At 39.5% G+C, this 21813-nt stretch carries 18 protein-coding genes and 1 pseudogene; 9 read left to right on the top strand and 10 right to left on the bottom strand.

Annotated elements, in window-relative coordinates; genetic code table 11:
* The 5 genes and pseudogenes from ACH8JV_RS10575 to gshA all read right to left on the bottom strand — a co-directional run.
* Positions 1 to 191 (bottom strand): annotated as a pseudogene (locus ACH8JV_RS10575) (hypothetical protein); the annotation flags it as partial.
* Entirely contained in the window at positions 172 to 2196 is a 2025-nt protein-coding gene (locus ACH8JV_RS10570) for a peptidoglycan DD-metalloendopeptidase family protein (protein WP_039047196.1), read from the bottom strand. The gene ACH8JV_RS10570 and the pseudogene ACH8JV_RS10575, both read right to left, overlap by 20 nt.
* 9 nt (positions 2197 to 2205) lie before the next feature.
* The gene (locus ACH8JV_RS10565) at positions 2206 to 5532 is read right to left on the bottom strand and encodes a type VI secretion system Vgr family protein (protein ID WP_396521148.1); all 3327 of its coding nucleotides are present in this window, start codon (positions 5530 to 5532) and stop codon (positions 2206 to 2208) included.
* Positions 5533 to 5699: 167 nt separating this feature from the next.
* Positions 5700 to 6215 (bottom strand): disulfide bond formation protein B, encoded by a 516-nt coding sequence (locus ACH8JV_RS10560; protein WP_004704854.1) that lies wholly within the window; start codon positions 6213 to 6215, stop codon positions 5700 to 5702.
* 14 nt (positions 6216 to 6229) lie between these two features.
* On the bottom strand, positions 6230 to 7807 hold the full coding sequence (gshA, locus tag ACH8JV_RS10555; RefSeq protein WP_311070077.1) for a glutamate--cysteine ligase: 1578 nt from the start codon (positions 7805 to 7807) through the stop codon (positions 6230 to 6232).
* Between the two features lie 168 nt (positions 7808 to 7975).
* Here gshA and ACH8JV_RS10550 point away from each other — a divergent pair, with 168 nt between their 5' ends.
* The 5 genes from ACH8JV_RS10550 (at position 7976) to ACH8JV_RS10530 (ending at position 13118) form a co-directional block, all read left to right on the top strand.
* Positions 7976 to 8515 carry a DUF924 family protein gene (locus ACH8JV_RS10550; RefSeq protein WP_191028761.1) on the top strand — a complete coding sequence of 180 codons (540 nt, stop codon included), beginning with the start codon at positions 7976 to 7978 and terminating at the stop codon, positions 8513 to 8515.
* A gap of 60 nt (positions 8516 to 8575) precedes the next feature.
* Positions 8576 to 9139, top strand: a complete 564-nt coding sequence (locus ACH8JV_RS10545; protein WP_151761708.1) for a CC0125/CC1285 family lipoprotein — start codon at positions 8576 to 8578, stop codon at positions 9137 to 9139.
* Between the two features lie 13 nt (positions 9140 to 9152).
* Positions 9153 to 10463: a DUF445 domain-containing protein gene (locus ACH8JV_RS10540; protein ID WP_263614855.1), complete on the top strand. Its 1311-nt coding sequence runs from the start codon at positions 9153 to 9155 to the stop codon at positions 10461 to 10463.
* A gap of 27 nt (positions 10464 to 10490) precedes the next feature.
* Positions 10491 to 11645, top strand: coding sequence for a pyridoxal phosphate-dependent aminotransferase (locus ACH8JV_RS10535; protein ID WP_396521145.1), 1155 nt, complete (start codon positions 10491 to 10493; stop codon positions 11643 to 11645).
* Between the two features lie 105 nt (positions 11646 to 11750).
* Entirely contained in the window at positions 11751 to 13118 is a 1368-nt protein-coding gene (locus ACH8JV_RS10530) for an MATE family efflux transporter (protein WP_396521143.1), read from the top strand.
* 56 nt (positions 13119 to 13174) lie between these two features.
* Here the strand turns inward: ACH8JV_RS10530 and ACH8JV_RS10525 are convergent, their stop codons facing one another.
* Positions 13175 to 14008 (bottom strand): SDR family NAD(P)-dependent oxidoreductase, encoded by an 834-nt coding sequence (locus tag ACH8JV_RS10525; RefSeq protein ID WP_348888319.1) that lies wholly within the window; start codon positions 14006 to 14008, stop codon positions 13175 to 13177.
* 196 nt (positions 14009 to 14204) lie between these two features.
* Between ACH8JV_RS10525 and ACH8JV_RS10520 the strand changes: the two genes are divergently transcribed.
* The 3 genes from ACH8JV_RS10520 (at position 14205) to phoR (ending at position 17210) form a co-directional block, all read left to right on the top strand.
* Positions 14205 to 14876: a TetR/AcrR family transcriptional regulator gene (locus ACH8JV_RS10520; protein WP_198071896.1), complete on the top strand. Its 672-nt coding sequence runs from the start codon at positions 14205 to 14207 to the stop codon at positions 14874 to 14876.
* 255 nt (positions 14877 to 15131) lie between these two features.
* The gene (gene phoB, locus ACH8JV_RS10515) at positions 15132 to 15842 is read left to right on the top strand and encodes a phosphate regulon transcriptional regulator PhoB (protein ID WP_000650776.1); all 711 of its coding nucleotides are present in this window, start codon (positions 15132 to 15134) and stop codon (positions 15840 to 15842) included.
* A gap of 9 nt (positions 15843 to 15851) precedes the next feature.
* The gene (gene phoR, locus ACH8JV_RS10510; protein WP_263614859.1) at positions 15852 to 17210 is read left to right on the top strand and encodes a phosphate regulon sensor histidine kinase PhoR; all 1359 of its coding nucleotides are present in this window, start codon (positions 15852 to 15854) and stop codon (positions 17208 to 17210) included.
* A 67-nt stretch (positions 17211 to 17277) separates the two neighbouring features.
* Here the strand turns inward: phoR and ACH8JV_RS10505 are convergent, their stop codons facing one another.
* Positions 17278 to 18474, bottom strand: coding sequence for an alpha/beta fold hydrolase (locus tag ACH8JV_RS10505; RefSeq protein WP_396521141.1), 1197 nt, complete (start codon positions 18472 to 18474; stop codon positions 17278 to 17280).
* Between the two features lie 239 nt (positions 18475 to 18713).
* On the opposite strand from ACH8JV_RS10505, the gene ACH8JV_RS10500 reads away from it, so the two are divergent.
* Positions 18714 to 19475, top strand: coding sequence for an AcfC family putative adhesin (locus tag ACH8JV_RS10500; RefSeq protein WP_396521139.1), 762 nt, complete (start codon positions 18714 to 18716; stop codon positions 19473 to 19475).
* Between the two features lie 57 nt (positions 19476 to 19532).
* On the opposite strand, the gene ACH8JV_RS10495 is transcribed toward ACH8JV_RS10500, so the two are convergent.
* The 3 genes from ACH8JV_RS10495 to ACH8JV_RS10485 form a co-directional block, all read right to left on the bottom strand.
* Entirely contained in the window at positions 19533 to 19967 is a 435-nt protein-coding gene (locus tag ACH8JV_RS10495) for a hypothetical protein (protein WP_396521137.1), read from the bottom strand.
* 136 nt (positions 19968 to 20103) lie between these two features.
* Positions 20104 to 20955 carry an archaetidylserine decarboxylase gene (asd, locus tag ACH8JV_RS10490; RefSeq protein ID WP_004884964.1) on the bottom strand — a complete coding sequence of 284 codons (852 nt, stop codon included), beginning with the start codon at positions 20953 to 20955 and terminating at the stop codon, positions 20104 to 20106.
* A complete protein-coding gene (locus tag ACH8JV_RS10485; protein ID WP_311087279.1) occupies positions 20952 to 21800 on the bottom strand; it encodes a rhodanese-like domain-containing protein in 849 nt (282 codons plus the stop codon). Before ACH8JV_RS10485 ends, asd begins: the two co-directional genes overlap by 4 nt.
* Between the last annotated feature and the right edge of the window lie 13 nt (positions 21801 to 21813).

The following is a 21813-nucleotide window of genomic DNA, read 5'->3' as shown; positions in this document are numbered from 1 at the left end:
ACTGTATATTTATTATAAGAATCTATATATTCTATAGGTGAATTTATTTGGGTAGAATCTTGTAAATAATCATTCCACTCGCTATTTTCTTTTGCATAACAAATATTAAAAGAAACACTACACGCTATCATCATTGCAAAAGAATTTAAAACTTTCATAAGTACCTCAAAATTAATATGGTAAATTTGCATTTATAAATGGGATTGGGTCAATTCTTCCATCTAACCCTACTCCTAATAAGGGAGCGCTTCTGGCTTCAAAATGAAGATGAGCACCTTTGGATATAGTGGTCATTTTATTAGCATTACCTGTTGCACCCGTTTTTCCAATTACTTCGCCAGTATCAACTGGATCACCTTTATCTACATCAATAACTGATAAATGAGCATAAAAGAAGTAGACATATTTATTTTTTGTAAGTTTAGTTTGAGCATATTTCTTTTGCTTTTCAGGTAAATCGTTTATATCAACCTTTAAGACAATTACTTTACCATATGCACCGCCAGTTGCCCCAGCAAATGCAATAACACCACCGCAGACTGCATATATTTTTGTACCTGGATTAGCTTGTAAATCAACACCCTGGTGATTCTTAGTACCATTATTTCTTACTTTACCAAATGTTGCACCTTTAGCATTCGCTAAACCTGCTGTTCTTAATTTGCAATCTGCTAAAGGATTATGCCACTTATTATCTCCTCCAACATTAATTGTTGGGGCTTGGGAAGTATTAATTCCAATTTTAGATTCAGATTTTTCAACAGTACTGACTTTTGTCGCTTGTTGATTATTAGTAGTAGTTGATATTTTAGGAGCAGGAGTGGAAATTGTTTGTCCTTTCAATAACTTTATAGTTTCATCCGTACTTAAGTTTATTCCAGAAGTCTTGCTCTTATCTACAACATATTGATAAATATTTATATGCCCATCAATATAATTTCTCAGCCATGCTCCATAAGCAGCTTTTGCATCACCTTTATACCGGCTTAAAAAATCTGCAGCTTGCTTAGCGCCATTCTTTCCAAATTGAGTAAAAAGTAATTTGTGTGCACGTTCCTGACTTAAAGTGTTTAGTACAAAATTTTTACCTCCTGTAGCTCCTTCATGATGTAACAAATAAGCAAACTTAGCGATTGAACTTGGTTCTGTTAGTTTCTGATAGGGCAAACCAGACGATTTAAAATTACTAATTGCATAGGCTGCGGCAGCATCAATAGCCATTTCCGCATTAAATCTTAAATTTAATTTCTGCTCTTTAGTTAGTTTAGGATTATTCATTACATATTGCCCAACTAATGAACTTTTATCCTTACACATAGCTAACCATGTTTCATCTAAGAATTGGGTCAATCCTGCTGCAGTACTCGAGTTTGCTTTACTATTAGTATTCCATTCACCTGTCTTTTTTATTTTTGCTGCTTCAGCTTCAATAACAGCTGCTAAAGAGTGGGGGGTGAAACCATGTCTTTTAGCTGCGTTCACAATATAAGTTCGATATTTATTATTCACAGGTTTTAATAAAAAATTATCTTCTGTAAATTGTGCAGCAATTATGTGGGTACTATTACCATTATCAGTACGCTTTTGCTCTATTTTTTCTTCAGGTATTTTTGGTGGTGGTTGCTTATTTTTCAATTCATCTTTATTTGATGTAGTAGATATACTTTCAACTATAGGTTTTCCAATCCTTTTTAAATTATTCATAATCTGATTAACTGTTTCATTTAATATTCCATCTTTTGCATAATGTGAACCTTCTACTTTCATTTTTCTTGATGTTAATTTTAATACTTTTCGCCCTAATGGAAGCACTTTATGATCAGCAATTAAATCGAAAGTACCATTTAAGTTTTTAAAAAAAACTTTTAATCCTTTCGAATGATCTTGAATGTTTATATCTTCAAAAATACTATTTTTTGTACTTCTAATAATTTTTTTTCCATCAAACTCTAATTGAATGGTAGCTTTTGGTATAGGCTTAAAAGAAAGATCCATTAAAATAATTTTTAATTGGGTTTCAAAATTATTAGTGTTATTTACATCATTTTGTAAATAAATCTTTTGCCCAATTCTAAGATTATGAATCATTCTACCTGATAATGAATTAATTCTAGCTAACTCTTTTACTGAGGTATGATGCTTTTTTGAAATTCCCCAAAGAGTATCACCTGATTTAACAATATAAATTTTTGACATAAATTATACCTATTCTTCTAAGTTATTTTCTTCAGCTTGCATACCATGCTCACCTATTTCAAATTCTTCTTCATGTTCTTCTTCATAATTATCTTCATCATCAAATATACTTGACCAATCATCAAAGCCAATCAGAGCTTCATATCGTTTTGACTCATTCTGGAGAGATAAATTACTTTTCCCTCTTAAATCTGTTTTACCCTCCCAAATAATTTCTTTTTTGTCTGGTTCATACAGCTGTATTTTTGCATTTTCTATACCATTTCCAGCTAAACTAGCAAATAAAAAATCAACAGCATAAGGCCCATTTTTTGGCAACTCAGGAACCTCATATGAAACCTTGGCCCCACTCGTAAACAAATGCTGCCCAGCTTTACTTTCAAACTTACCGCCTGTTGTTGAAAACACGCCATTGGCATTAATTTTGAGCTGTGACCCACCTGCGGTTAATACAATTTCTTTTGGACTCGTAAGCTCGATTTTATCTTCAGTAGAAATCAGCTTAATGACCTTCTTGGCAATTGCTTCAATAGCATCGTCTTGTGCTTGTAGTTCGAGCTTTCCTTTTGCTGCATAAGCGCGCAAACCTTTTTGCGCAGCGAAGAAACTAATTTTGTCTTGTGCATGCCCAATAATATTTTTCTGTGCACTCAAATTAATTGAACCGCTAGCACTTTCGGCAATATCTTGCGACGCTTGCAGAATAATATTTTCAGGTGTCGTCAAGGCAATACCATTTGGCGATGCTAATAACATAAGCGCTTGTCTAAAAATCTTGCCTTGTTCTTGCTGTTTAGTATCGGAACTACTTTCTAAACCTTGGGTATAACCCTCCATAAAGCCTTGTAAAGAACTCAATGCTTTAGAAGGTGATACTTCCAATTTACTGCCTTTACTAAAAGTTCCGCATACACTCATCATGTCAAAGTCTTTAGTCTCGACATTCGCTAAGACTTTTCCGACCTCTTTAATACTCTCAAATGGATTTTTATGAATGCGATCTTTAATGCTGGCAAGTTTACCTTTAACGATATCGGCACCATGTTCTTCAACGTTTTCGATGAACGCTTTTAAGTTTTCCACTGCATCTTTGGCATCGGTAAAGAAAGCATTAAATTCATCTACAACGCCTTTTGCATTTCCACCTAGTGCACCAATGTCTTGGATAAAGCCGCCACAGTCTTTTAAAGCGTGAATAGGGTCGTTATTAATGCCTTCTTTAAATAGGTTTACCGTACTATTTAATGCCTGTCCTGTGGTTTTTAGCTCAAGCGACTGGATAAATTTAGGTAAGCGATTAATCACATTCAAAGCATCAGTTTGTTGCTTGGCTGCAACTTCACTGAGCATTTTCATACTCTCGTAGCCTTGTGAAAGTAAAGATTGTGCTTGTGCAGCCTCTAAATGGTCTGCAATCGCCTGCTCTTGTGCATAGGTACTAATGAGCATGCCTTTACCCGCACGCACGGCACCCCAAGCGTCTGTTCTCAGTTCAAAGCCTTCACCACGGCCTTGGCTCGTCTCTTGTTCTTTCGGGTGGCTTAAATTACCTAAATTTAGCTGTGTTGCCGCATGACTACTTTGGAGTTGAGTACTGATTTGCCCAGTTGTGTCATCAAAGCGTAATTGGTTGAAGCCATTTCCATTGATTTCCTGGCTGCGAATCCCGCTCAGTTTTTTAGTCGCAGGAAGTTGCCCTTTTACATCGAACTTGGTGGGTGAACGCTGCGCTTCATGGATGCGCCCAGTCACAAATGGACGGTCGATATTGCCATCAAAGAAGTCAATGACAACCACTTCACCAATACGTGGTAAGAAACGCGCGCCATAACCTTCTCCTGCCCAAGGAGTCAGTACATCCACCCAAGCCGAGTCGGTATCATTGTCATTGCTACCTGCGCCACCGTCATGACCATGATCATCGCTACGGGTAAATAGAAAACGTACTTTAATGCGCCCCCATTCATCGACATGAATGGTTTCTCCTTGCGGCCCCACGACTTTCGCTCTTTGCGGGTAGGCAATTGGGCGATGCTGTTCTGGATTATATTCAGGCGCAGTTTTGATTTGACGGCGTATTAGGGTCAATTCATTACCTTGACGCTCTATATCATCGTAGCCATGTTGATCCCAACGACTTTGGGTTAATAACTGGCTCACTTGCTGATGTAAATCTTTAGGTAAGTTATTTTGGTTATAGAAGTTTTTAGCAATAATCAGGAACTCTTGATCTATCCCTTCATGCTGATCAATTTCAGGGTGCTCGCGTAGATTAAACCAATAGCCGACTTGGCTATCGCGGACACTACTATAGGCTTTAAAATATTTCGCCCGACTCGCATGCATGTCGGTGAAGTGCTGATTTAATTTTTCTAATTGACTACTGCCTGATGCCGTTGCCTGATCTTCCCCTTTTAAATCTTGCATCCAAGCAGGGCTTACGTGCCATGCTTGCTCAAGACTTAAAGTGGCTGAGTCAAAGTTATCTGAGTGTGTATGCGTGGTAACAACTGAACCATTACCCTCTTCTTGTGCAAGGGCATCCGGTTGCCAGCGCTGCACATGTACCGCGGTTGGTTGTAAACTCCGCACTGCAACAAAACCAGTAATACTATCTTGATATTCGGTTGCGCTACTTCTGTGATAGCGAATACTACGACGCGCTAAAGCCTGATACTGGCTATTGTCATCAATTAATCTTAGCTTTTGAGCTTGTATTGGCGCAGTAAAATGTGGAACAAAAAGCTCTGATTCATCAATGAGCCAACTAATACCTTCACTTCGCCATAAACGCGTAAGGAAGTCATAGTCAGACTCATTGTGCTGCATGGTGAAAGGTCGAATATCATAGTTTTGACTTAACCCACCCAAGTCAAGACTTAAACTCGCAGCAAACAGTGGACTTTTTTCTTGCCACTCTTTAAATAAAACTTCGGTAATTTCTACGATACTTTTATTCATAAAAACACGACTATTACGGCGTTTGTGCCATAAATTTGTCGCATCTTCTAAAGTCAGCTTATAAAGCGTTAAAGCACCATCACTTTGTCCATAACTGGCTTCAGTCACAATACCTGTTGTTCGGAACAATTGTCCCGAATCTGTGACCTGATCAACAGCGACCTGAACGCCAATAAATTGCTTCAATGCAATTTGGGCATTGGTTGAAAGGCAAATCAACTCTGCCATTAGGCCACCATTCAGCTGATGTTGGCCTTCTATACGTTGTAAGAATATTTGGTTATTGAGTAGTTCATTAGAGAACTGTACATGGATAGCACGTTTCTGAGCATTTAGCCCTATTTTTTCCAAGACACTAAATATATTAAAAAGCATTTTTTTATAATCGTAAGGATATATAAACGGGTGCACTTTATAAAAAACAGAACTATCTGTCTACAAAATTATGCGCTATTTTTATCAATTTTTCTTATATTCTCACTTATTCTAATATGATTAAAAAAAGCCCAACTTGAGTTGAGCTTTTTTTAATCATATTAAACTTAGTTTTTAGCCGTCTTAAATACTGGATAAAAACGGAATAATTGCCATAAACAAACCAGTAATAGCAAAACAAAATACACTAATGACCACACTGGTAAAGACTGGCCTAAAAAAGTCCAGTCAATTGCCGCACATTCACCTGAACCAGAAAGCACTTCTTGTAAAACAGCTTTCATCGGTAAAGCATCGATTAAATAATTTAAACCCGGTCCACAGCTTGGTACTTGGTCTGGTGGTAAATGTTGTATCCAGACATGACGGCCTGCCACGCCTACAGACCATAAAATTGCAATGCCTGCTAAAAATGCGTAGAAGCGTTTAATCGCATTGGAAACTGGGTTATGCAAAAATGCAATGAGCGCCACAAATCCCATTGCCATTAAGCCAACACGTTGAAAAATACAGAGCGGACATGGCTCTAACCCTTTTACATGTTCCAAATATAACGCAAAAGACATGCCGACAATGCTTGCCAGTACAAGCAGTCCACTCACCAAACGGTAACTTAATCGCATGTAAAACCTCATTTTTATCTATATTGTTCAAGATATTGATCAAAACTGATCTGACTATCTTGTTCAAGTTGTTCTTGCTGCTGTAAAGATTGTGCAGCCAATTGTTCAAAATATTGTAAAGTCTCTGCACTGATTTCATGCTTTTCATAACTTTCAGCATGCATCTGTGCCATATGACTGCCAAAGCTCCAGGTTCCACCATGCTTTAATGTGTCATCAATCACATGTGCAGATAATGTTTCATCTACTTCATCAATGCGTTCTTGCATTACGGTCAAAGCCGAGCTGTACAGAGTTGTTGCATAGGTCTGATCAAGTAATTTGGCACAAGCCTGCATGTTCGAAATATGCTGACGTGCCCAGTCCTCAATATGGTAAGACCCGCTTAAATCAGTAATGGTTGCGTTTGGCGCTCGGCCACGGTTAACCACTTCTGTCTGGTTTTTCTCAATCAAATCTTGCTCAGGACATAACAACTCAGGGCTATCACTGAGTAAGCAATAAAGCGCCAATGCCTCAAGGAAACCAGCCGTTGTTTCATTTACACCAATTGGTGAATATGGATTTACATCTACTGCACGGAGTTCAACATAACCCACTCCTCGATTTTGCAAGGCTTGAGATGGTGTTTCACCTGCGTGAGGCACCTGTTTTGGACGCACGAGACTGTAATATTCATTCTCGATTTGTAAAACATGGTCATTAATTTGCAACGGTTCACCAGAGGCATCATTTAACCCTAAACGGCTAAATGGCGGGTAAGGAGAATGTACTGCTTTTTGTAAACCAGCCAGATAACCAGATAGGTTGTTGTAGTGAATACCTAAACTTTTTTGTGCCGAGTTTTGATAGCCTAAACGTCCCATACGCAGGGCTGTAGCATACGGTAAATAGTATGACCCTTTGATTAAAGGCAACAAATGATGTTCATGTCCAGTCAAGAAACAACGACAAACCGAAGGACTCGCTCCGACTAAGAACATTACCAGTGGCGTTAAGCGAATAAAGTTACGGATAAGCCCAAAATAGCGGTGGCTACGATAATCTTGCAGACTGAGTGCTTTTAGTTTTTCGTCAGTTTCATGTGCCTGCAAGGCAGTAAAAAGCGAATCTGGAAAAGATAAATTATAGTGTACGCCCGAAATCGTCTGCATACGGCGACCATAACGAATACCCAATCCACGGCGATAAAGCGTCTTGAAACGCCCAATATTAGAAGTACCGTATTGCGCTAGACGAATACGCTCCTCATTGTCATCTAGCATACATGGCATAGACAACGGCCAGAGTTTTTCACCATTTTCTAAATGACGGTGTACAACCGCATGAATATCGGTGAGCTCATGCAAGGCATCCCCAATCGTTGGCTGTGGTGAAGTAATAAACTCCATCAACGCTTCTGAATAGTCAGTTGTAATTTTTGGATGTGTTAAAGCTGAACCTAATGCTTTTGGATGTAACTCTTGTGATAAGAACCCATTACTTTGCATACGTAGGCTTTCACGTTCTATTCCACGTAACATGCCTTGTAGTAGCGACGAATCCACCCAAGCAGGAATAACTGATTGAGATGGTGTAGTGGGTTGACTCATGCATTTGCTCGCTTATAAAAGATCACTATATACAAAATCGTGACATGATATGGATGTTGATATGATCACATCATTTCAGTTTGGCAATTTTTATCACAATCTTGTTATTTAAGACACGAAAGAATTGTGATTTTATTGAAGAATAATTGCTAAAGAGTTGTCAATATCATGAACGATCAAGACATTTTAAACTTCTGGTTTTCACCTGAACACCGTTCACTTTGGTTTGCAAAAAGTGATGAATTTGACACAAAAATTCGTGATCAATTTGCAGACATTCATCGTCAGGCAACTCGAGCAGAACTTTGGTCTTGGCGAAAAACGGCAGAAGGTCGTCTTGCAGAGATTATTGTGCTAGATCAGTTTTCTCGCAACATTTATCGTGATCAACCCGAATCTTTTGCTTACGACAGCCTCGCTTTAGCTTTGTCACAAGAAGCAATTAGTTTGCAACTCGATGCACAGCTTAACCCTGAACAGCGCTCGTTTTTATACATGCCGTTTATGCATAGTGAATCAAAGCTGATTCATGAATTTGCCTTAAAATTATTTCAACGCCTCGGCAATGAAATTAATTTAAGCTTTGAGAAAAAACATAAAGTGATTATTGATCGCTTTGGACGTTATCCTCACCGCAATGCCATCCTTGGACGTGTTTCAACACCAGAGGAAACCGAATTTTTATTAGAACCGAACAGCAGTTTTTAAGACCGCTTTATTTTTTAATGCTGAGTTATCCATTCTTCCATGCTCAGCTGGGAGTTCACCATGAAATATCTCTCTCTTTGTTTAGCTTTAGGCACTGCCTTAACTTTAAGTGCTTGTTCAACCCTACCGAGCAAACCCAAAACCTTCAATCAGCTTGGCCAGTTTTCAGCCTATCCGTTAAATGCACAAACGTTCAGAATCAGCTTCCAAGCTGACTCAAACATGAGCTATGGAACAGCTGAAGAAATTACCTTGGTGAAAGCAGCACAAACGACCGTACAAAAAGGCTTCCGCTTTTTTAAAGTGCAAAATGACCCAAGCAATCAAAGCCAAAAACCACCTCGTCAGGCCGTGGTTTACCCATCTGCGCCGAGTTTTTATCCGTATGGTTATGGTCGCCGTTATCCGGGCTTCTGGCATGATCCGTTCTATGATTTCCCACAAGTGGTCAATATCGACCCTGTTCAAGTGTCGTATACTATTGAATGTTATCGGGATCAAAAGCAGGCTCCGCAGGACGCTTTTGATGCAACGTTAATTCTCAAATCTATCGGACAAAAATATGGTTTAAGCCCGACAGGAGAATTGCTGCCACCGCCTGAGCCGCCAGTAAAACAAAAATGAATAGGATGACCGTATGAATATGGCAGAAGAAGTACACCATGCACCCAATCTGAAGCGCAGCAAATACTTTGCAACGCTGGCACTTATTATTGTGGTAGTGCTGTGGATTGGGTTATTGATTGCCAATCGCTTTCTGCCAGAGTACACCAACTTAATTCATATTTTAATGTTAGGCGCGGAAGCTGGCGTAGTGGGTGGACTCGCAGACTGGTATGCAATTACCGTTCTGTTTCGAAACCCATTTGGTAAGCTTCCTATCCCAAAATTTTTGCGGGATCATACCGAAATTATTCCACGCAATAAGGCTCGTATTGCAGAGTCAATGGGCCGATTTGTGCAGGAAAATTTTCTGTCACCTCAAGTAGTAGAACGAAGCTTAGAAAAAACTGACCTAAGCCTTGCCATTGGGCAATGGCTAGCCAGCCCACAAAACAACACACAAGTAGTGCAGCTCATTCAGCAAACTGTCCCGAAAATTTTTGAATTTGTTAGCCAAGAGCAAATTGCTAATTTTGTGCAAAACAACAGTGTGCAATGGGTGCGTAACACTCAAGTCAATAAACTCGCCAGTGAAATGCTACGCGCGGTCTTGGAAAATGATTTCCACCAAGATGTATTGCAACGTGGTCTCGATATTGCGCATGAGTGGGTGGTACAAAACCCAGATAAAACCCGTGAGTTAACCCGAAAAATGTTTAAAGCACTGGGTGTCTGGTCTCTTGCAAAAGGTGCAAGTTGGATTGGTATTGATGTTCAGCAACGTACCATCGATTCACTGGTTGAAAAAGTAGAGTCGATGTTGGCTGACCACGAACACCCATGGCGACAGGAAATTGAAACCGTTGCTCATTCACTTATGCTCGAATTAGCAAATCCTGACAGTGTTGCCAGTCAACGTCTCAATAGCGGTAAAGATGCCCTGTTAGATAGTCCACAAGTTCTAAATTTCATTAGTGGTGCTGTCACCATTTTATGTGATGCCATTAAAGCAGATTTAATGAAAGAAGACTCTGGCATTGCAATGAACCTGAGAGCTGCCATTCAGCAATTGGGTGAAAATCTTGTTCAAAATGTAAAAGTACGTGAAGTTCTCAACAAAGAAATGACAGGACTTGCCATGAACTTTACGGATCAATATAGCCATAAAATCATACGCTATGTGAGTGAGCGCATTCATGAATGGGACTCACGTGAAATGATTGGAAAAATTGAAAATGAAGTCGGTGGCGACTTACACATGATTCGAGTAAATGGCGTTGTAGTTGGTGCATTTATCGGTTTAACTCTAGGTGTAATCCGCGCAGCGATTGAATCGATTTTATAACGTTAATAATTTCTTTAAGAGAACAACATGCTACAGCTTCAGTCAAAATTGCCCGCACAAGGGGTAACTATTTTTAGTACCATGACGGCAACGGCACAGCGCTTGGGTGCACTTAACCTTTCACAAGGTTTCCCAGACTTTCCTGCGCCTCCTGCTTTGCTCGAAGCCCTCTCACACGCAACTTTGGCTGGACACAATCAATACCCACCTGGTGATGGTATTCTTGCACTCCGTGAACGGCTTGCTTTACAGTTTCAGCAGCGTGATCAGCTTCAACTTGATCCTGTAACCCAGATCACGATTACTCCCGGCGCAACCATCGCTATTTTCTGTGCCATACAAGCCTGCATCAATGCAGGTGATGAAGTCATTATTTTTGACCCGAGTTATGACAGCTATGGACCTTCTGTTCAGCTAGCAGGTGGTAAAGCTGTTCGTATTGCCCTGCAAGCACCTGACTTTAAGGTGAACTGGCAACAAGTTAAAGATTTGATTAATGACAAAACCCGTATGATTGTGGTGAATACGCCTCACAATCCCACTGGCACCATCTGGGAAAAACAAGACTGGTTAGAACTTATTGAACTGATTCGAGATAAAAATATTGTGGTTTTGTCCGATGAAGTCTATGAACATTTGGTTTTTGATGGTCAGCAACACTTTAGTGCTTTGCATTTTCCAGAGCTCAGAGAACGTAGTTTTGTGATTGGTTCTTTTGGGAAAACCTTTCATGTGACAGGCTGGAAAACAGGTTACTGTGTGGCTTCACCTGAATTAATGCGTCTGTTCCGCCAGATTTATCAATATGCGAATTTCTGTGGTACGACACCTTGTCAGATTGCGCTAGCGCAATATATGCAGCAACATCCAGAACATATTCAGGAACTTTCGCAGTTTTATCAAACTAAGCGAGATCGATTTAATCAAGCGATTCACAATAGCCGTTTTTTACTTAAACCATCGCAAGGGACTTATTTCCAAAATCTTGATTACAGTCAGATTAGACCTGACTTAAACGATGTTGAAATGTGCCAGTTTCTTGCCGAGCAACATAAAATTGTGGCTATTCCTGTTTCGGTTTTCTACCAGCAAGCACCCGAGTCTTTACGCCTCATTCGTTTCTGCTTTGCTAAAAATGATGAAACATTGCAAAAAGCAGGAGAAATCTTGAATGAATGTTAATAAATTTAGAAACTTAGCCTAGCAAAACACTACAAGAAATCTCACCTAAATATGCTAAGTTGAATATCCGCCCCGCTCATCAAAGAGATGGGCGATGGAGAACAAATGCCACCAAGACAGTCTTTAATTCATCAGCAAAATTTATGGAAAACATTTTTTGTTTTCTTATTGCCGCTTATTGCAACCAATATTTTGCAAAATCTGTCTGGCACCATTAACACCATCTTTGTTGGACAAATGATGGGAGTCGATGCAATTGCCGCAGTTTCTGTATATTTCCCGATTTTGTTTTTACTGCTTGCTTTTATTATCGGAATTTCAACAGGCACCACAGTGCTAGTAGGACAAGCATGGGGCGCACAGAATTTTGAAAAAGTACAAAGTGTAGTGGGTTCTACCCTGTTTATGACCATTATTGGCGGAATCATTACCGCGATTATTGGTGTATTTTTTGCCCACGATATTTTAGAGCTTTTAGGTACGGACCCGAAGGTGATGCACCTCTCTTTGCCTTATGTGCAATGGATGTTAGCAGGTAGTCCTCTTCTCTTTGTTTATATTATCTATACCTCAATTTTACGTGGTGTGGGTGACAGCACCACGCCTTTACTTGCACTGGCTTTAACCAGCGTGATCGGCGTAATTATTACACCAATTCTGCTGAAAGGTTATTTTGGCTTTCCTGCCCTCGGTATTATTGCACCAGCTATAGCATCAATTATTAGTTATATTGCTATCTTAATTTTTCTTGCGATTTATCTAAATAAGAAAAAGCATCCGCTTCGACCGAACCGCCAGCTTTTGCAACATATCCGTCACAACCCAGAATTGAGCAAAATCATTTTACGTTTAGGTGTTCCAACCGGTATTCAAATGATTACGACCTCAATGGCGGGACTCGTAATTGTAGGTTTAGTTAACCGCTTTGGAGCGCATGCGACAGCTGCGTATGGTGCCGTAAACCAAGTACTCAACTATATTCAGTTCCCTGCTTTATCAATCTCAATTGCGGCTTCAATTTTTGCAGCACAAGCCATTGGTGCAGGTAAATCAGACCTACTTGCACGTGTTACCCGCACGGCTTTAGGTATGAACTTTTTATTTACAGGTGCCTTAATTGCGCTTGGCTATCTCTTTTCAAAATACTTAATGGCTTTATTTATTACCGACCCAACCGTGGTGGTATTAGGGCAGCAGCTTTTATTTATTGTACTTTGGGCAATTCTATTCTTTGGTGCGGGTGCTATTTTTGCATCGATCATGCGTGCCAGTGGTACCGTAACAGCCCCAATGTTACTTAATATCTCAGCTATTTTATTTATTGAAATTCCATGTGCTTACTGGTTTAGCTCAATATGGGGACTTAAAGGAATCTGGTTTGCCTATGCCTTGGCATTTGTCAGCCTCTGTATTGTTCAAGGCTTGTATTACCAGTTTATTTGGAAGAAAAAGAAGATCAAAGCCCTTATTTAAAATAAATTAAGCCTTATAAAAAAAGCCATCAATTGATGGCTTTTTTAATTTAAATCTTATTTCATCCATTTCGTGACAATGGTGGAAGCACGTTGGTACCCTGTCGGGAACAAACGTTGGAATGCATCCAGAATTTTTGCATCGCTACCAATCAATAAACGGCGTTTATTTTTCAAAACTGCGTCTAAGATTTGACGAGCCGCTTCTTCTGGTGGGGTACGTAGGAACTTATCAAAGTTTTGAATCGATTTAGCTGGGTCCATACCTAAACTACTCAAGCTATCACTCATTTTTGCAGCTTTCGCAATATTAGTGCGAATTCCCCCCGGATGTACGCACAAAGAACTCACGCCACTTTTTTCAATATCTAACTCTTGACGTAACGATTCGGTAAAACCACGTACCGCAAATTTAGTCGCGTTATAGCCAGACTGGGTTGGCTGAGCTGTTAAACCAAATAAGCTGGAAATATTGATAATGTGACCATCTTGAGTTTGCTTAATAAACGGTAAAAATTCTTTAGTACCGTAAACCACGCCCCAGAAGTTAATTCCAACAATCCACTCTAAATCTTCGTAAGTTGCGCCTTCTACAGTCGAACCTAAGGCAACCCCAGCATTGTTAAAAATGAGATTAACAGAGCCATGATCTTGCACGGTTTCCTGTGCCCACTGCTTTACTGCTTCGCGGTCAGAAACGTCTAACTTTTTGGTTGTTACAGTAATGTTACTGTAGGGTTTTAATAGCTCAACAGTTTTCTCTAAACCCTTTTCATTAATATCACTTAATGAAAGATGGCAACCTTGTTTTGCCAAAAGAATTGCTAATTGTTGCCCAATGCCAGAACCTGCGCCCGTAATTGCAGCGACTTTGTTTTTAAAATTTTTCATTGTCCATCCTTTGTTTTTCGATTTGCACAACCGGTTCATTGCATGTGCATTTTAGACTCTTTTAATATAATTTTGACAATAATCATTGTCAATATAGTACACTGTAATTTCAGATAGATTGGCACAATTCTGCTGACCGCTTTATCATAGGCCTCATATTTGCCGAAAAACCGATAAATCAGGAAACCATTTATTTATGGCGACAAACGACTCAACCAGTAAAAAGAAAACAAAAACTGTGAGTAAAGAACGTCAGTTCAAAGGGTTATCTCTTTCCGAACGTAAAGAAGCACGCCGCGAAAAACTCATTGAAGCGGGTATTGCGACTTATGGGACCCTTGGCTTTTTTTCAGTGACGGTAAAGGATGTCTGCCAAGAAGCAAAACTCACCGAACGCTATTTTTATGAATCTTTTAAAAAGAGTGAGGATTTATTCCAGACCATCTTTTTAAAAATGATTGAAGAGTTACAGCAAAACTTAATGCAAGCTGTGATCAAAGCTGCGCCAGATCCAGAAAAAATGGTCGATGCAGGCTTAAGAGCACTGCTGACGACTTTAAAAGAAGACCCTCGTTTAGCCCGTATCGTCTACGTTGATGCAGTTCTGGTTCAGGAATTACATAATCAGGCCACCATTCAAGAAACCCTTGCTCAGTTTGACCGTATGATCCAAGCATTCGTTATGCTGACCATGCCGCAAATACAGCACAAGGAAAATGAGCTCTCTTTAATTGCAACAGGGCTAAACGGATACGTCACGCAAATTGCAATTCGATGGGTCATGGGTGGCTTTGAGCAGTCTCTTGAACAAGTTTTGACAGCCTGCCGTATTGTTTTCTTGTCTTTATTGGCACAAGTTTCAAAATAATATTAAAGTTTTTTGACACTACTTTAAGTCCAAAAAACTAGCTGAAAGCAAATTGGTAACACCTTGAATGGCTTTAAGAAAATTTATGCCGACCTGTCATCATTCGGTCATGTGCTTGCCGTATTTTTGTCACAAATTATTGCTAAATTCGATTTTATAGACTTTTCTGCAATGAAATTGTCATAATTAATCTTTGTAATAAGCCTGTCATAACTACAAAACGGTTCACCGTTAAAATCTACAAGGTATTACGCTGTGAAAGATGACTATATTTTAATTGTCGATGATGAGCTTCCTATTCGTGAAATGATCCATACTTCTTTGGATATGGCAGGCTTTCAATGTTTACAGGCTGAAGATGCCAAACAGGCTCATCAAATTATCGTCGACCAACGTCCGGCGCTTATCTTGCTTGATTGGATGTTACCTGGAGGCGTAAGTGGTGTGGATTTATGCCGCCGCTTAAAACGTGATGAAAACCTAGCAGAAATTCCAGTCATTATGCTCACCGCTCGCGGAGAAGAAGACCACAAAGTACAAGGTCTAGACGCTGGCGCAGATGACTATATGACTAAGCCATTTTCAACCCGTGAACTGGTTTCTCGTATTAAAGCTGTTCTACGCCGTGCAAATGCATTAAGCGGAGAAAAAACAATTGATGCCAATGGCTTAATTCTTGATCCTGTAAGCCAACGCGTAAGCTTTGGTAACAGCATTTTAGATATGGGACCAACTGAATATCGCTTACTTGCATTTTTTATGACCCATCCGGAACGTGCATATACACGTGCCCAGTTGCTCGATCAGGTATGGGGCGGTAATGTATACATTGAAGATCGTACCATCGATGTACATATCCGTCGTTTGCGTAAAGTGTTAGAACCTTTTGGTGTTGACCGATTTGTTCAAACCGTACGTGGTACAGGTTATCGTTTCTCTACACGTGCAGATTTAGCCGCAGGTTAACCAAAATTTATGTATGAACCCTACCCCGTCCCTGAACAGGTACGTGAACAAAAGCTTTCCCGTTACAGTAGTTTGTGGACGTTTGCTAAACAAGATTTACGACTTTTATTATTTTTCCTGATTATTGCAGGTTTAGTCGGTTTAGGGGTTGGGTATTTCTGGAGCTGTATTTTTATCGCCTTCGTGGTGTTTTTTGCACTCCAGTTGCGTTCTTTATATTTGGTGAATGACTGGATTGCCAACAACCCTTACGATGTTCCTCCCAACCTAAGTGGTATTTGGGGGGCATTATTATTTAATGTGTATCGTGCTCAGCGTCAGGAACGTATTGTTCAGGCCGAAATGGTGGGGCTGATTGACCGTGCTCAATCTTCTTTAGTTGCCCTCGCTGAAGCAGTAGTACTCATTGATGATCAACATCAAATTGAATGGTGGAACCCTGCTGCAGAGCGTTTATTGGGAATCAGCCCTCTCGACCGTGGTCGTAACTTATTAACCATTTTGCGCCAGCCTACTTTTATTGAATATTTTAACAATATTGATCAAGCACCGGATGGGATAAAACTCCATTCAAGTCTTGATGATGACCGTTATGTACAGGTCAAACTCACACGGTTCGGTGGAGAAAGTCGTTTATTGGTGGCTTACGACGTTACGCGTATGCACAACCTTGAGCAAATGCGTAAAGACTTCGTCGATAATATTTCGCATGAGCTGCGTACACCGTTAACTGTACTCAGTGGTTATATCGAAACATTTACCGACCAAGAAGATATTAGCCCACGCTGGAAACGCGCATTTGATCAGATGCAGTCTCAAACTAAGCGTATGAACGCGTTAGTGAATGATTTACTGCTGTTATCAAATTTAGAAAATAATAAGAAAATTGCAAAAAACCAGATTATTGAAATGCCGAGTTTAATGAATCAATTGTTTGATGATGCTCAGGCCTATAATGCTGATTATGGACACACGCTCAATTTACACATTGATAGCCACTGTGACCTGATTGGTTCTGACATGGAAATTGCCAGCGCATTTAGTAATCTAATTACGAATGCCATCAAGTACACGCCAAAAGGTGGAACCATTACCATTGGCTGGCATGATGATGGTGAACATGCTTACTTTAGCGTACAAGATACCGGTATCGGGATTAATCCAAAACATTTACCGCGTCTGACCGAACGCTTTTATCGTGTAGACAGTGATCGTAGCCGTCAAACAGGTGGAACGGGTTTAGGCCTTGCGATTGTAAAACACGTATTAATGCAACACGGCGCGTATTTAGATGTGCAGTCTAAAGAAAACGAGGGATCAACATTTACCGCAGTTTTTCCAAAAGAAAGACTATATAACATGACCTAAAGTTGCCTTCTCACATATAAAAAGCCGACTCTTGAAAAGTCGGCTTTTTTGTCACATTTCAACCTATTTACTTAAAATTAGAGCAATATGATTTCGTCTGATTTTTCTCTATAACATTTAAAAAGTTGGTGGCAAAAGTGTTGCTCTGGCGTAATGCATCGCGATGATCTCCACCATCAATTGTTTGATAAATGGTTGGTTTTTTTGATTTACATAGCTGTTGGTAATAAGCGTATGTCCCTCTAGGGTCAACCAAATGATCTTTAGAACCCTGAACAATCATTAATGGTACAGTCGGTACCATATTTTCAATAGACTGCTGTTTTAGATAAGCCAAAAGAGGTTTTAAATCTGCATCAGCTTTAAATATGCTAGAAGGAGATTTTTTCAAATCAGATTGAAGTTCAGATAAACAGCGGCTACGTGCTTGTGTGAGCACAGTGTTCATTTCGGCACTAACTAAATTTTCAGGGACAATGCTTGGTTCTGCTGCTTGCGCTCCTAATAACACAATCGGGAAGAAAGCTGCCACACTAGGTTCTGGGTTTGGATTAGTTTTTACATATTCTGCAATGCCTTCATATTGATAGCCCCCTGGCGCAAGCGCAATCGCTCCTTTTAAATCTAGTTCAGGTGCATCTTTTTGCCCATAAGCCGCCACAGCAATAGCAGCAGCTCCGCCTTGGCTATGGCCCATCACTAGCCATTGTTTATTAAAATCTTTTGGCTTAAGCAAATGTAATGCTCGTACGGCATCTACCACTGTATGCAGTTGGCTCTTGGCATTCATATAGGGATGTGCACCTAGTGTACCTAAGCCCTGATAATCAGGTGCAACAACCGCATAGCCGCGTGCGAGCCAAGAATCTAAAGCTTTGGAAGCAACTTCTTGATAAGAATGAACAGGACCACCTACATAGTCACCAGAAGGTGCACAGGTGTCAGCAACTCCGGTCGTACCATGCGCCCATGCAAGTATCGGCCAGCCCGTTTTTGGAGGTGTTCCTTTTGGTAATAAAATAAATGCTGAGGCAACGATAGGCTCGCCATTCACACCTCGACTACGATAATTGATCAACAAACGCTGATCGGCATGGGGAAATAAACTCGTTACATCTTGTTGTTCTATGGACAATATTGAACCTGGTTTTTCACTCACTATTTGCTTATTCAAATCTGTAATTGGAGCAGCCATAGCAGAACCAGATATCAAACAAATACCGCTGAATAAAATTTTTAAAAGGGAATTACTTTTTCTAATCAAGGGATTACTCCTCTATTATTTACATTGCATCTATTTAAATAATAAATTTATAAAATATAAATTACCATAAAATTATCTATAATTTATATTCAATCTAAAAACACATTAAAACAGATTTACTGAAATTTAATAAAACTATATTTTAAAAATATGTAATATAAATACGGTTGCAAAAATTAATCCCGTTTAAATAATAAAAAATATATGCTGATATTTTCCTAATTACTACAGCGATTAAAATGTCAAAACAATATAAATTTATACCGTACCTAATTTGTCTTATTCTCGGTTCTGTATCTATCCATAGCTTTGCAGACGTACAAGTGTATGGTCCTGGTGGTCCAGCACCCGCAATGAAAGAAGTCGCCAAACAATTCACCAATAAAACTGGCATAGCAGTCCATGTTACTTCTGGACCTACTTCTCAATGGTCGGAAAAAGCGAAACAAGATGCCGATGTTATATATAGCGGTTCCGAAGCCATGATGTCTGATTTTGAAAATGCTTTTTCTGAGCAAATTATAAAAGACTCGGTAGAGCCTTTATATTTACGTCCCGCAGCCATTTTAGTGAGAAAGGGAAACCCTAAGAATATTAAAGGTTTTAAAGACCTCGCTAAACCCAGCGTTAAGGTTTTAGTTACGCATGGCGCAGGTCAAGTCGGTATGTGGGAAGATATTGCTGGCAGAACTGGAAATATTCAATTAACCAAATCTTTTCGAAAAAATATTGCCACCTATGCAGCCAACACAGGAATTGCCAAGAAAAACTGGGAAGAAAATAGCAGCTATGATGCTTGGTTAGTCTTTAATATTTGGGGAGTCAGTAACCCAGACATTGGACAAATTATACCAATTGAACCAGAGCTAGTTATTTATCGAGATACAGGTGTAGCTTTAACCAAGCATAGTTTAAAAGACACTGAAGCTAAACGTTTTGTAGATTTTCTATCGTCTCAACAAGGCAATGCTATTTTCAAAAAATATGGTTGGACTAAATAATGAAGAAGGGAGTCATACTCCCTTTTTTACTTTTTAAAAGTATTAATTCTACCTAAGCTAAAATATATTCTTTAATATTGAATATACGCCTACGGCGTATAAAGTACCCAGTATTAAACAAAAGGCTGAGCTGATATACCAAAATAAATCACTATTTCCAACAAATTTTGATTTTAACCATGGAAAAGCAAAACCACGAATAAGAAACACGGCTGCGACAAGTGACAAAATAATTTCGGTAAAAGGTAATAGCTGTAGTCCTTTTGCTGCAAAGAAGGCATACATAGAACATACTGTTAGAATAATCCCCACAGCTATAGCTGTAAAATTCGGATACCAATGTCCCCTTTCGACCATCTGAACAATACTTTTCCCAGCTCCTAAAAACCGAAAACCATTTGCTCCCCAAAACACACAAATAAAATGAAGTAACGCGGCCACGAAAGTCAAAGCCGAAGCAAAATATAAACTAATGATAGGAGTTGGGGACATTTTATTCTCTTAGTGAATCTTTATAATGAATTAAAAATTAATTTACCGTTAAACATTATATTTAAAAATATAGTTAATTATAGGAATGTAAATAAAAAAGAGAGCAAATGCTCTCTTTTTAAATCTTATTTCTGGGTTAGATTGTATGGCCCATACGTTCGCCCATGACAACAACGGACTCGGCTTTAAAACGTTTTTCCCACTCGATTTTATCTTTTTCAAATAAAATAATTGCAGTAGAACCTAAATAAAAACGGCCAAGCTCAGCACCTTTCTCTAACTTCAACTGATGATGCTGTAATTCAATACGACCCGACGGTTTTACTTTACCTGTTGCCACAGTTTCAATACCTGCAACAATCATCGCGCCCACTAAAACAACAGCCATACGACCAAGTTCAGTATCAAACAAGCAAACCATACGCTCATTACGGGCAAATAAACCCGGTACATTTTCAGCAGTGACCTGGTTTACTGAAAATAACTCACCCGGTACATATAAAGTTTCAGTTAATGTGCCTGAAAATGGCATATGAACACGGTGATAATCACGTGGAGACAAATAAACCGTTGCAAACTCGCCTTCTTGGAAAGGTTGAGCAAGTTGTGGGTCACCAATTAATTTTTCTACAGAGAAGCTTTGGCCTTTTGCCTGAAAAACTTCGCCAGCAGTGATTTTACCAATTTGAGAAATTGCGCCATCTGCTGGTGAAACAATACTGTCTGGATTTTCGTCAACTAGACGTACGCCATCTTTCAATGCACGGGTAAAGAAATCATTAAAAGATTTATATTTGAGTGCATTGCCTTGTTCAGCAATTGATAAATCAATGCCGTATTTGGTTTTAAATGCATGAATAACCGCAGCTTTTAACACTGGATTTTCACTTGCAGCAACTTTACCCACCACACGGCTTAACTGATGCTGAGGAACAAGATTTTGTGCCTTAATAAATAATTCTTTTTTTAAGCGAGATGTAAAACTCAAGACGGCGATTCTCCAGTAATGATAGGACTATCGAGGCGATTGCCCCATTCACTCCACGCACCATCATAGGCTTTTGCTTCCCAACCCAAAAGTCTAGCCAAAATATAGGCCAAACCAGAACGGTGATGTGACTGGCAGTATACGACTACAGGTTGTTTTAAATCGAACCCAAGTTGTTCAAGACGCTGCCGCGTGCGTTCAAGCGGATGCAATTTTAGATGATTTTGACGATTAAGTGCAGTACTCCATTCAAAATGGAGTGCATTTGGAATGTGACCACCTCGTCGAGCCGCTAAACGAACACCACTATATTCATCAATCGTCCTACAATCCCACAGTTGAATACTTTCTTGTTCAACCTGTTTGCGTAGTTCTTCATAGTTCACTCGGAACTGAGCAGCATGTGATAAATCAATCTGAATTAAGTTATCAACTCTAGGTAATTCTTCAACCTCAGCGGTGGTGGGTAAACCTGCACCTAACCATGCATGAATGCCGCCATTAATTAAACTGGTACGGGTAAACCCTAAGCAATGCAAATTCCAGATTAAACGCCCAGCCCATGCCCCACCTTCATCGTCATAGACCACCACATGGTGATTTGGCGAAATATTCAATTTTTCAATGAGCGCTTGTAAACCTGCTTCATCTGGCAAAATGCCAGTGGCTTCTTCATGCTGAGCCACCAACCATTTAGGCTGTAAGTGAATGGCATGTGGAATATGGAGTTGTTCATAAACCGAGGCACGGCTCAAATCTACAATGCGAATATATTCATTGCCTAAATAAGGCACTAACTCTTCTGCTTCTATTAATAAATCGAGTTTAAAATCAGGGAGTGTCATCGTCATGGTTACT

The sequence above is a fragment of the Acinetobacter sp. ABJ_C5_2 genome, assembly GCF_044538485.1.
GTDB lineage: Bacteria > Pseudomonadota > Gammaproteobacteria > Pseudomonadales > Moraxellaceae > Acinetobacter > Acinetobacter nosocomialis_A.
The sequence above is the reverse complement of the archived record's forward strand: the minus strand, read 5'-3'. Positions and strand labels throughout refer to the sequence as shown.

Coding starts and splice junctions, on each gene's coding strand:
- ACH8JV_RS10570 (WP_039047196.1), bottom strand. CDS start 2,196: ATGTCAAAAATTTATATTGTTAAATCAGGTGATACTCTTTGGGGAATT.
- ACH8JV_RS10565 (WP_396521148.1), bottom strand. CDS start 5,532: ATGCTTTTTAATATATTTAGTGTCTTGGAAAAAATAGGGCTAAATGCT.
- ACH8JV_RS10560 (WP_004704854.1), bottom strand. CDS start 6,215: ATGCGATTAAGTTACCGTTTGGTGAGTGGACTGCTTGTACTGGCAAGC.
- gshA (WP_311070077.1), bottom strand. CDS start 7,807: ATGAGTCAACCCACTACACCATCTCAATCAGTTATTCCTGCTTGGGTG.
- ACH8JV_RS10550 (WP_191028761.1), top strand. CDS start 7,976: ATGAACGATCAAGACATTTTAAACTTCTGGTTTTCACCTGAACACCGT.
- ACH8JV_RS10545 (WP_151761708.1), top strand. CDS start 8,576: ATGAAATATCTCTCTCTTTGTTTAGCTTTAGGCACTGCCTTAACTTTA.
- ACH8JV_RS10540 (WP_263614855.1), top strand. CDS start 9,153: ATGAATATGGCAGAAGAAGTACACCATGCACCCAATCTGAAGCGCAGC.
- ACH8JV_RS10535 (WP_396521145.1), top strand. CDS start 10,491: ATGCTACAGCTTCAGTCAAAATTGCCCGCACAAGGGGTAACTATTTTT.
- ACH8JV_RS10530 (WP_396521143.1), top strand. CDS start 11,751: ATGCCACCAAGACAGTCTTTAATTCATCAGCAAAATTTATGGAAAACA.
- ACH8JV_RS10525 (WP_348888319.1), bottom strand. CDS start 14,008: ATGAAAAATTTTAAAAACAAAGTCGCTGCAATTACGGGCGCAGGTTCT.
- ACH8JV_RS10520 (WP_198071896.1), top strand. CDS start 14,205: ATGGCGACAAACGACTCAACCAGTAAAAAGAAAACAAAAACTGTGAGT.
- phoR (WP_263614859.1), top strand. CDS start 15,852: ATGTATGAACCCTACCCCGTCCCTGAACAGGTACGTGAACAAAAGCTT.
- ACH8JV_RS10500 (WP_396521139.1), top strand. CDS start 18,714: ATGTCAAAACAATATAAATTTATACCGTACCTAATTTGTCTTATTCTC.
- ACH8JV_RS10495 (WP_396521137.1), bottom strand. CDS start 19,967: ATGTCCCCAACTCCTATCATTAGTTTATATTTTGCTTCGGCTTTGACT.
- ACH8JV_RS10485 (WP_311087279.1), bottom strand. CDS start 21,800: ATGACACTCCCTGATTTTAAACTCGATTTATTAATAGAAGCAGAAGAG.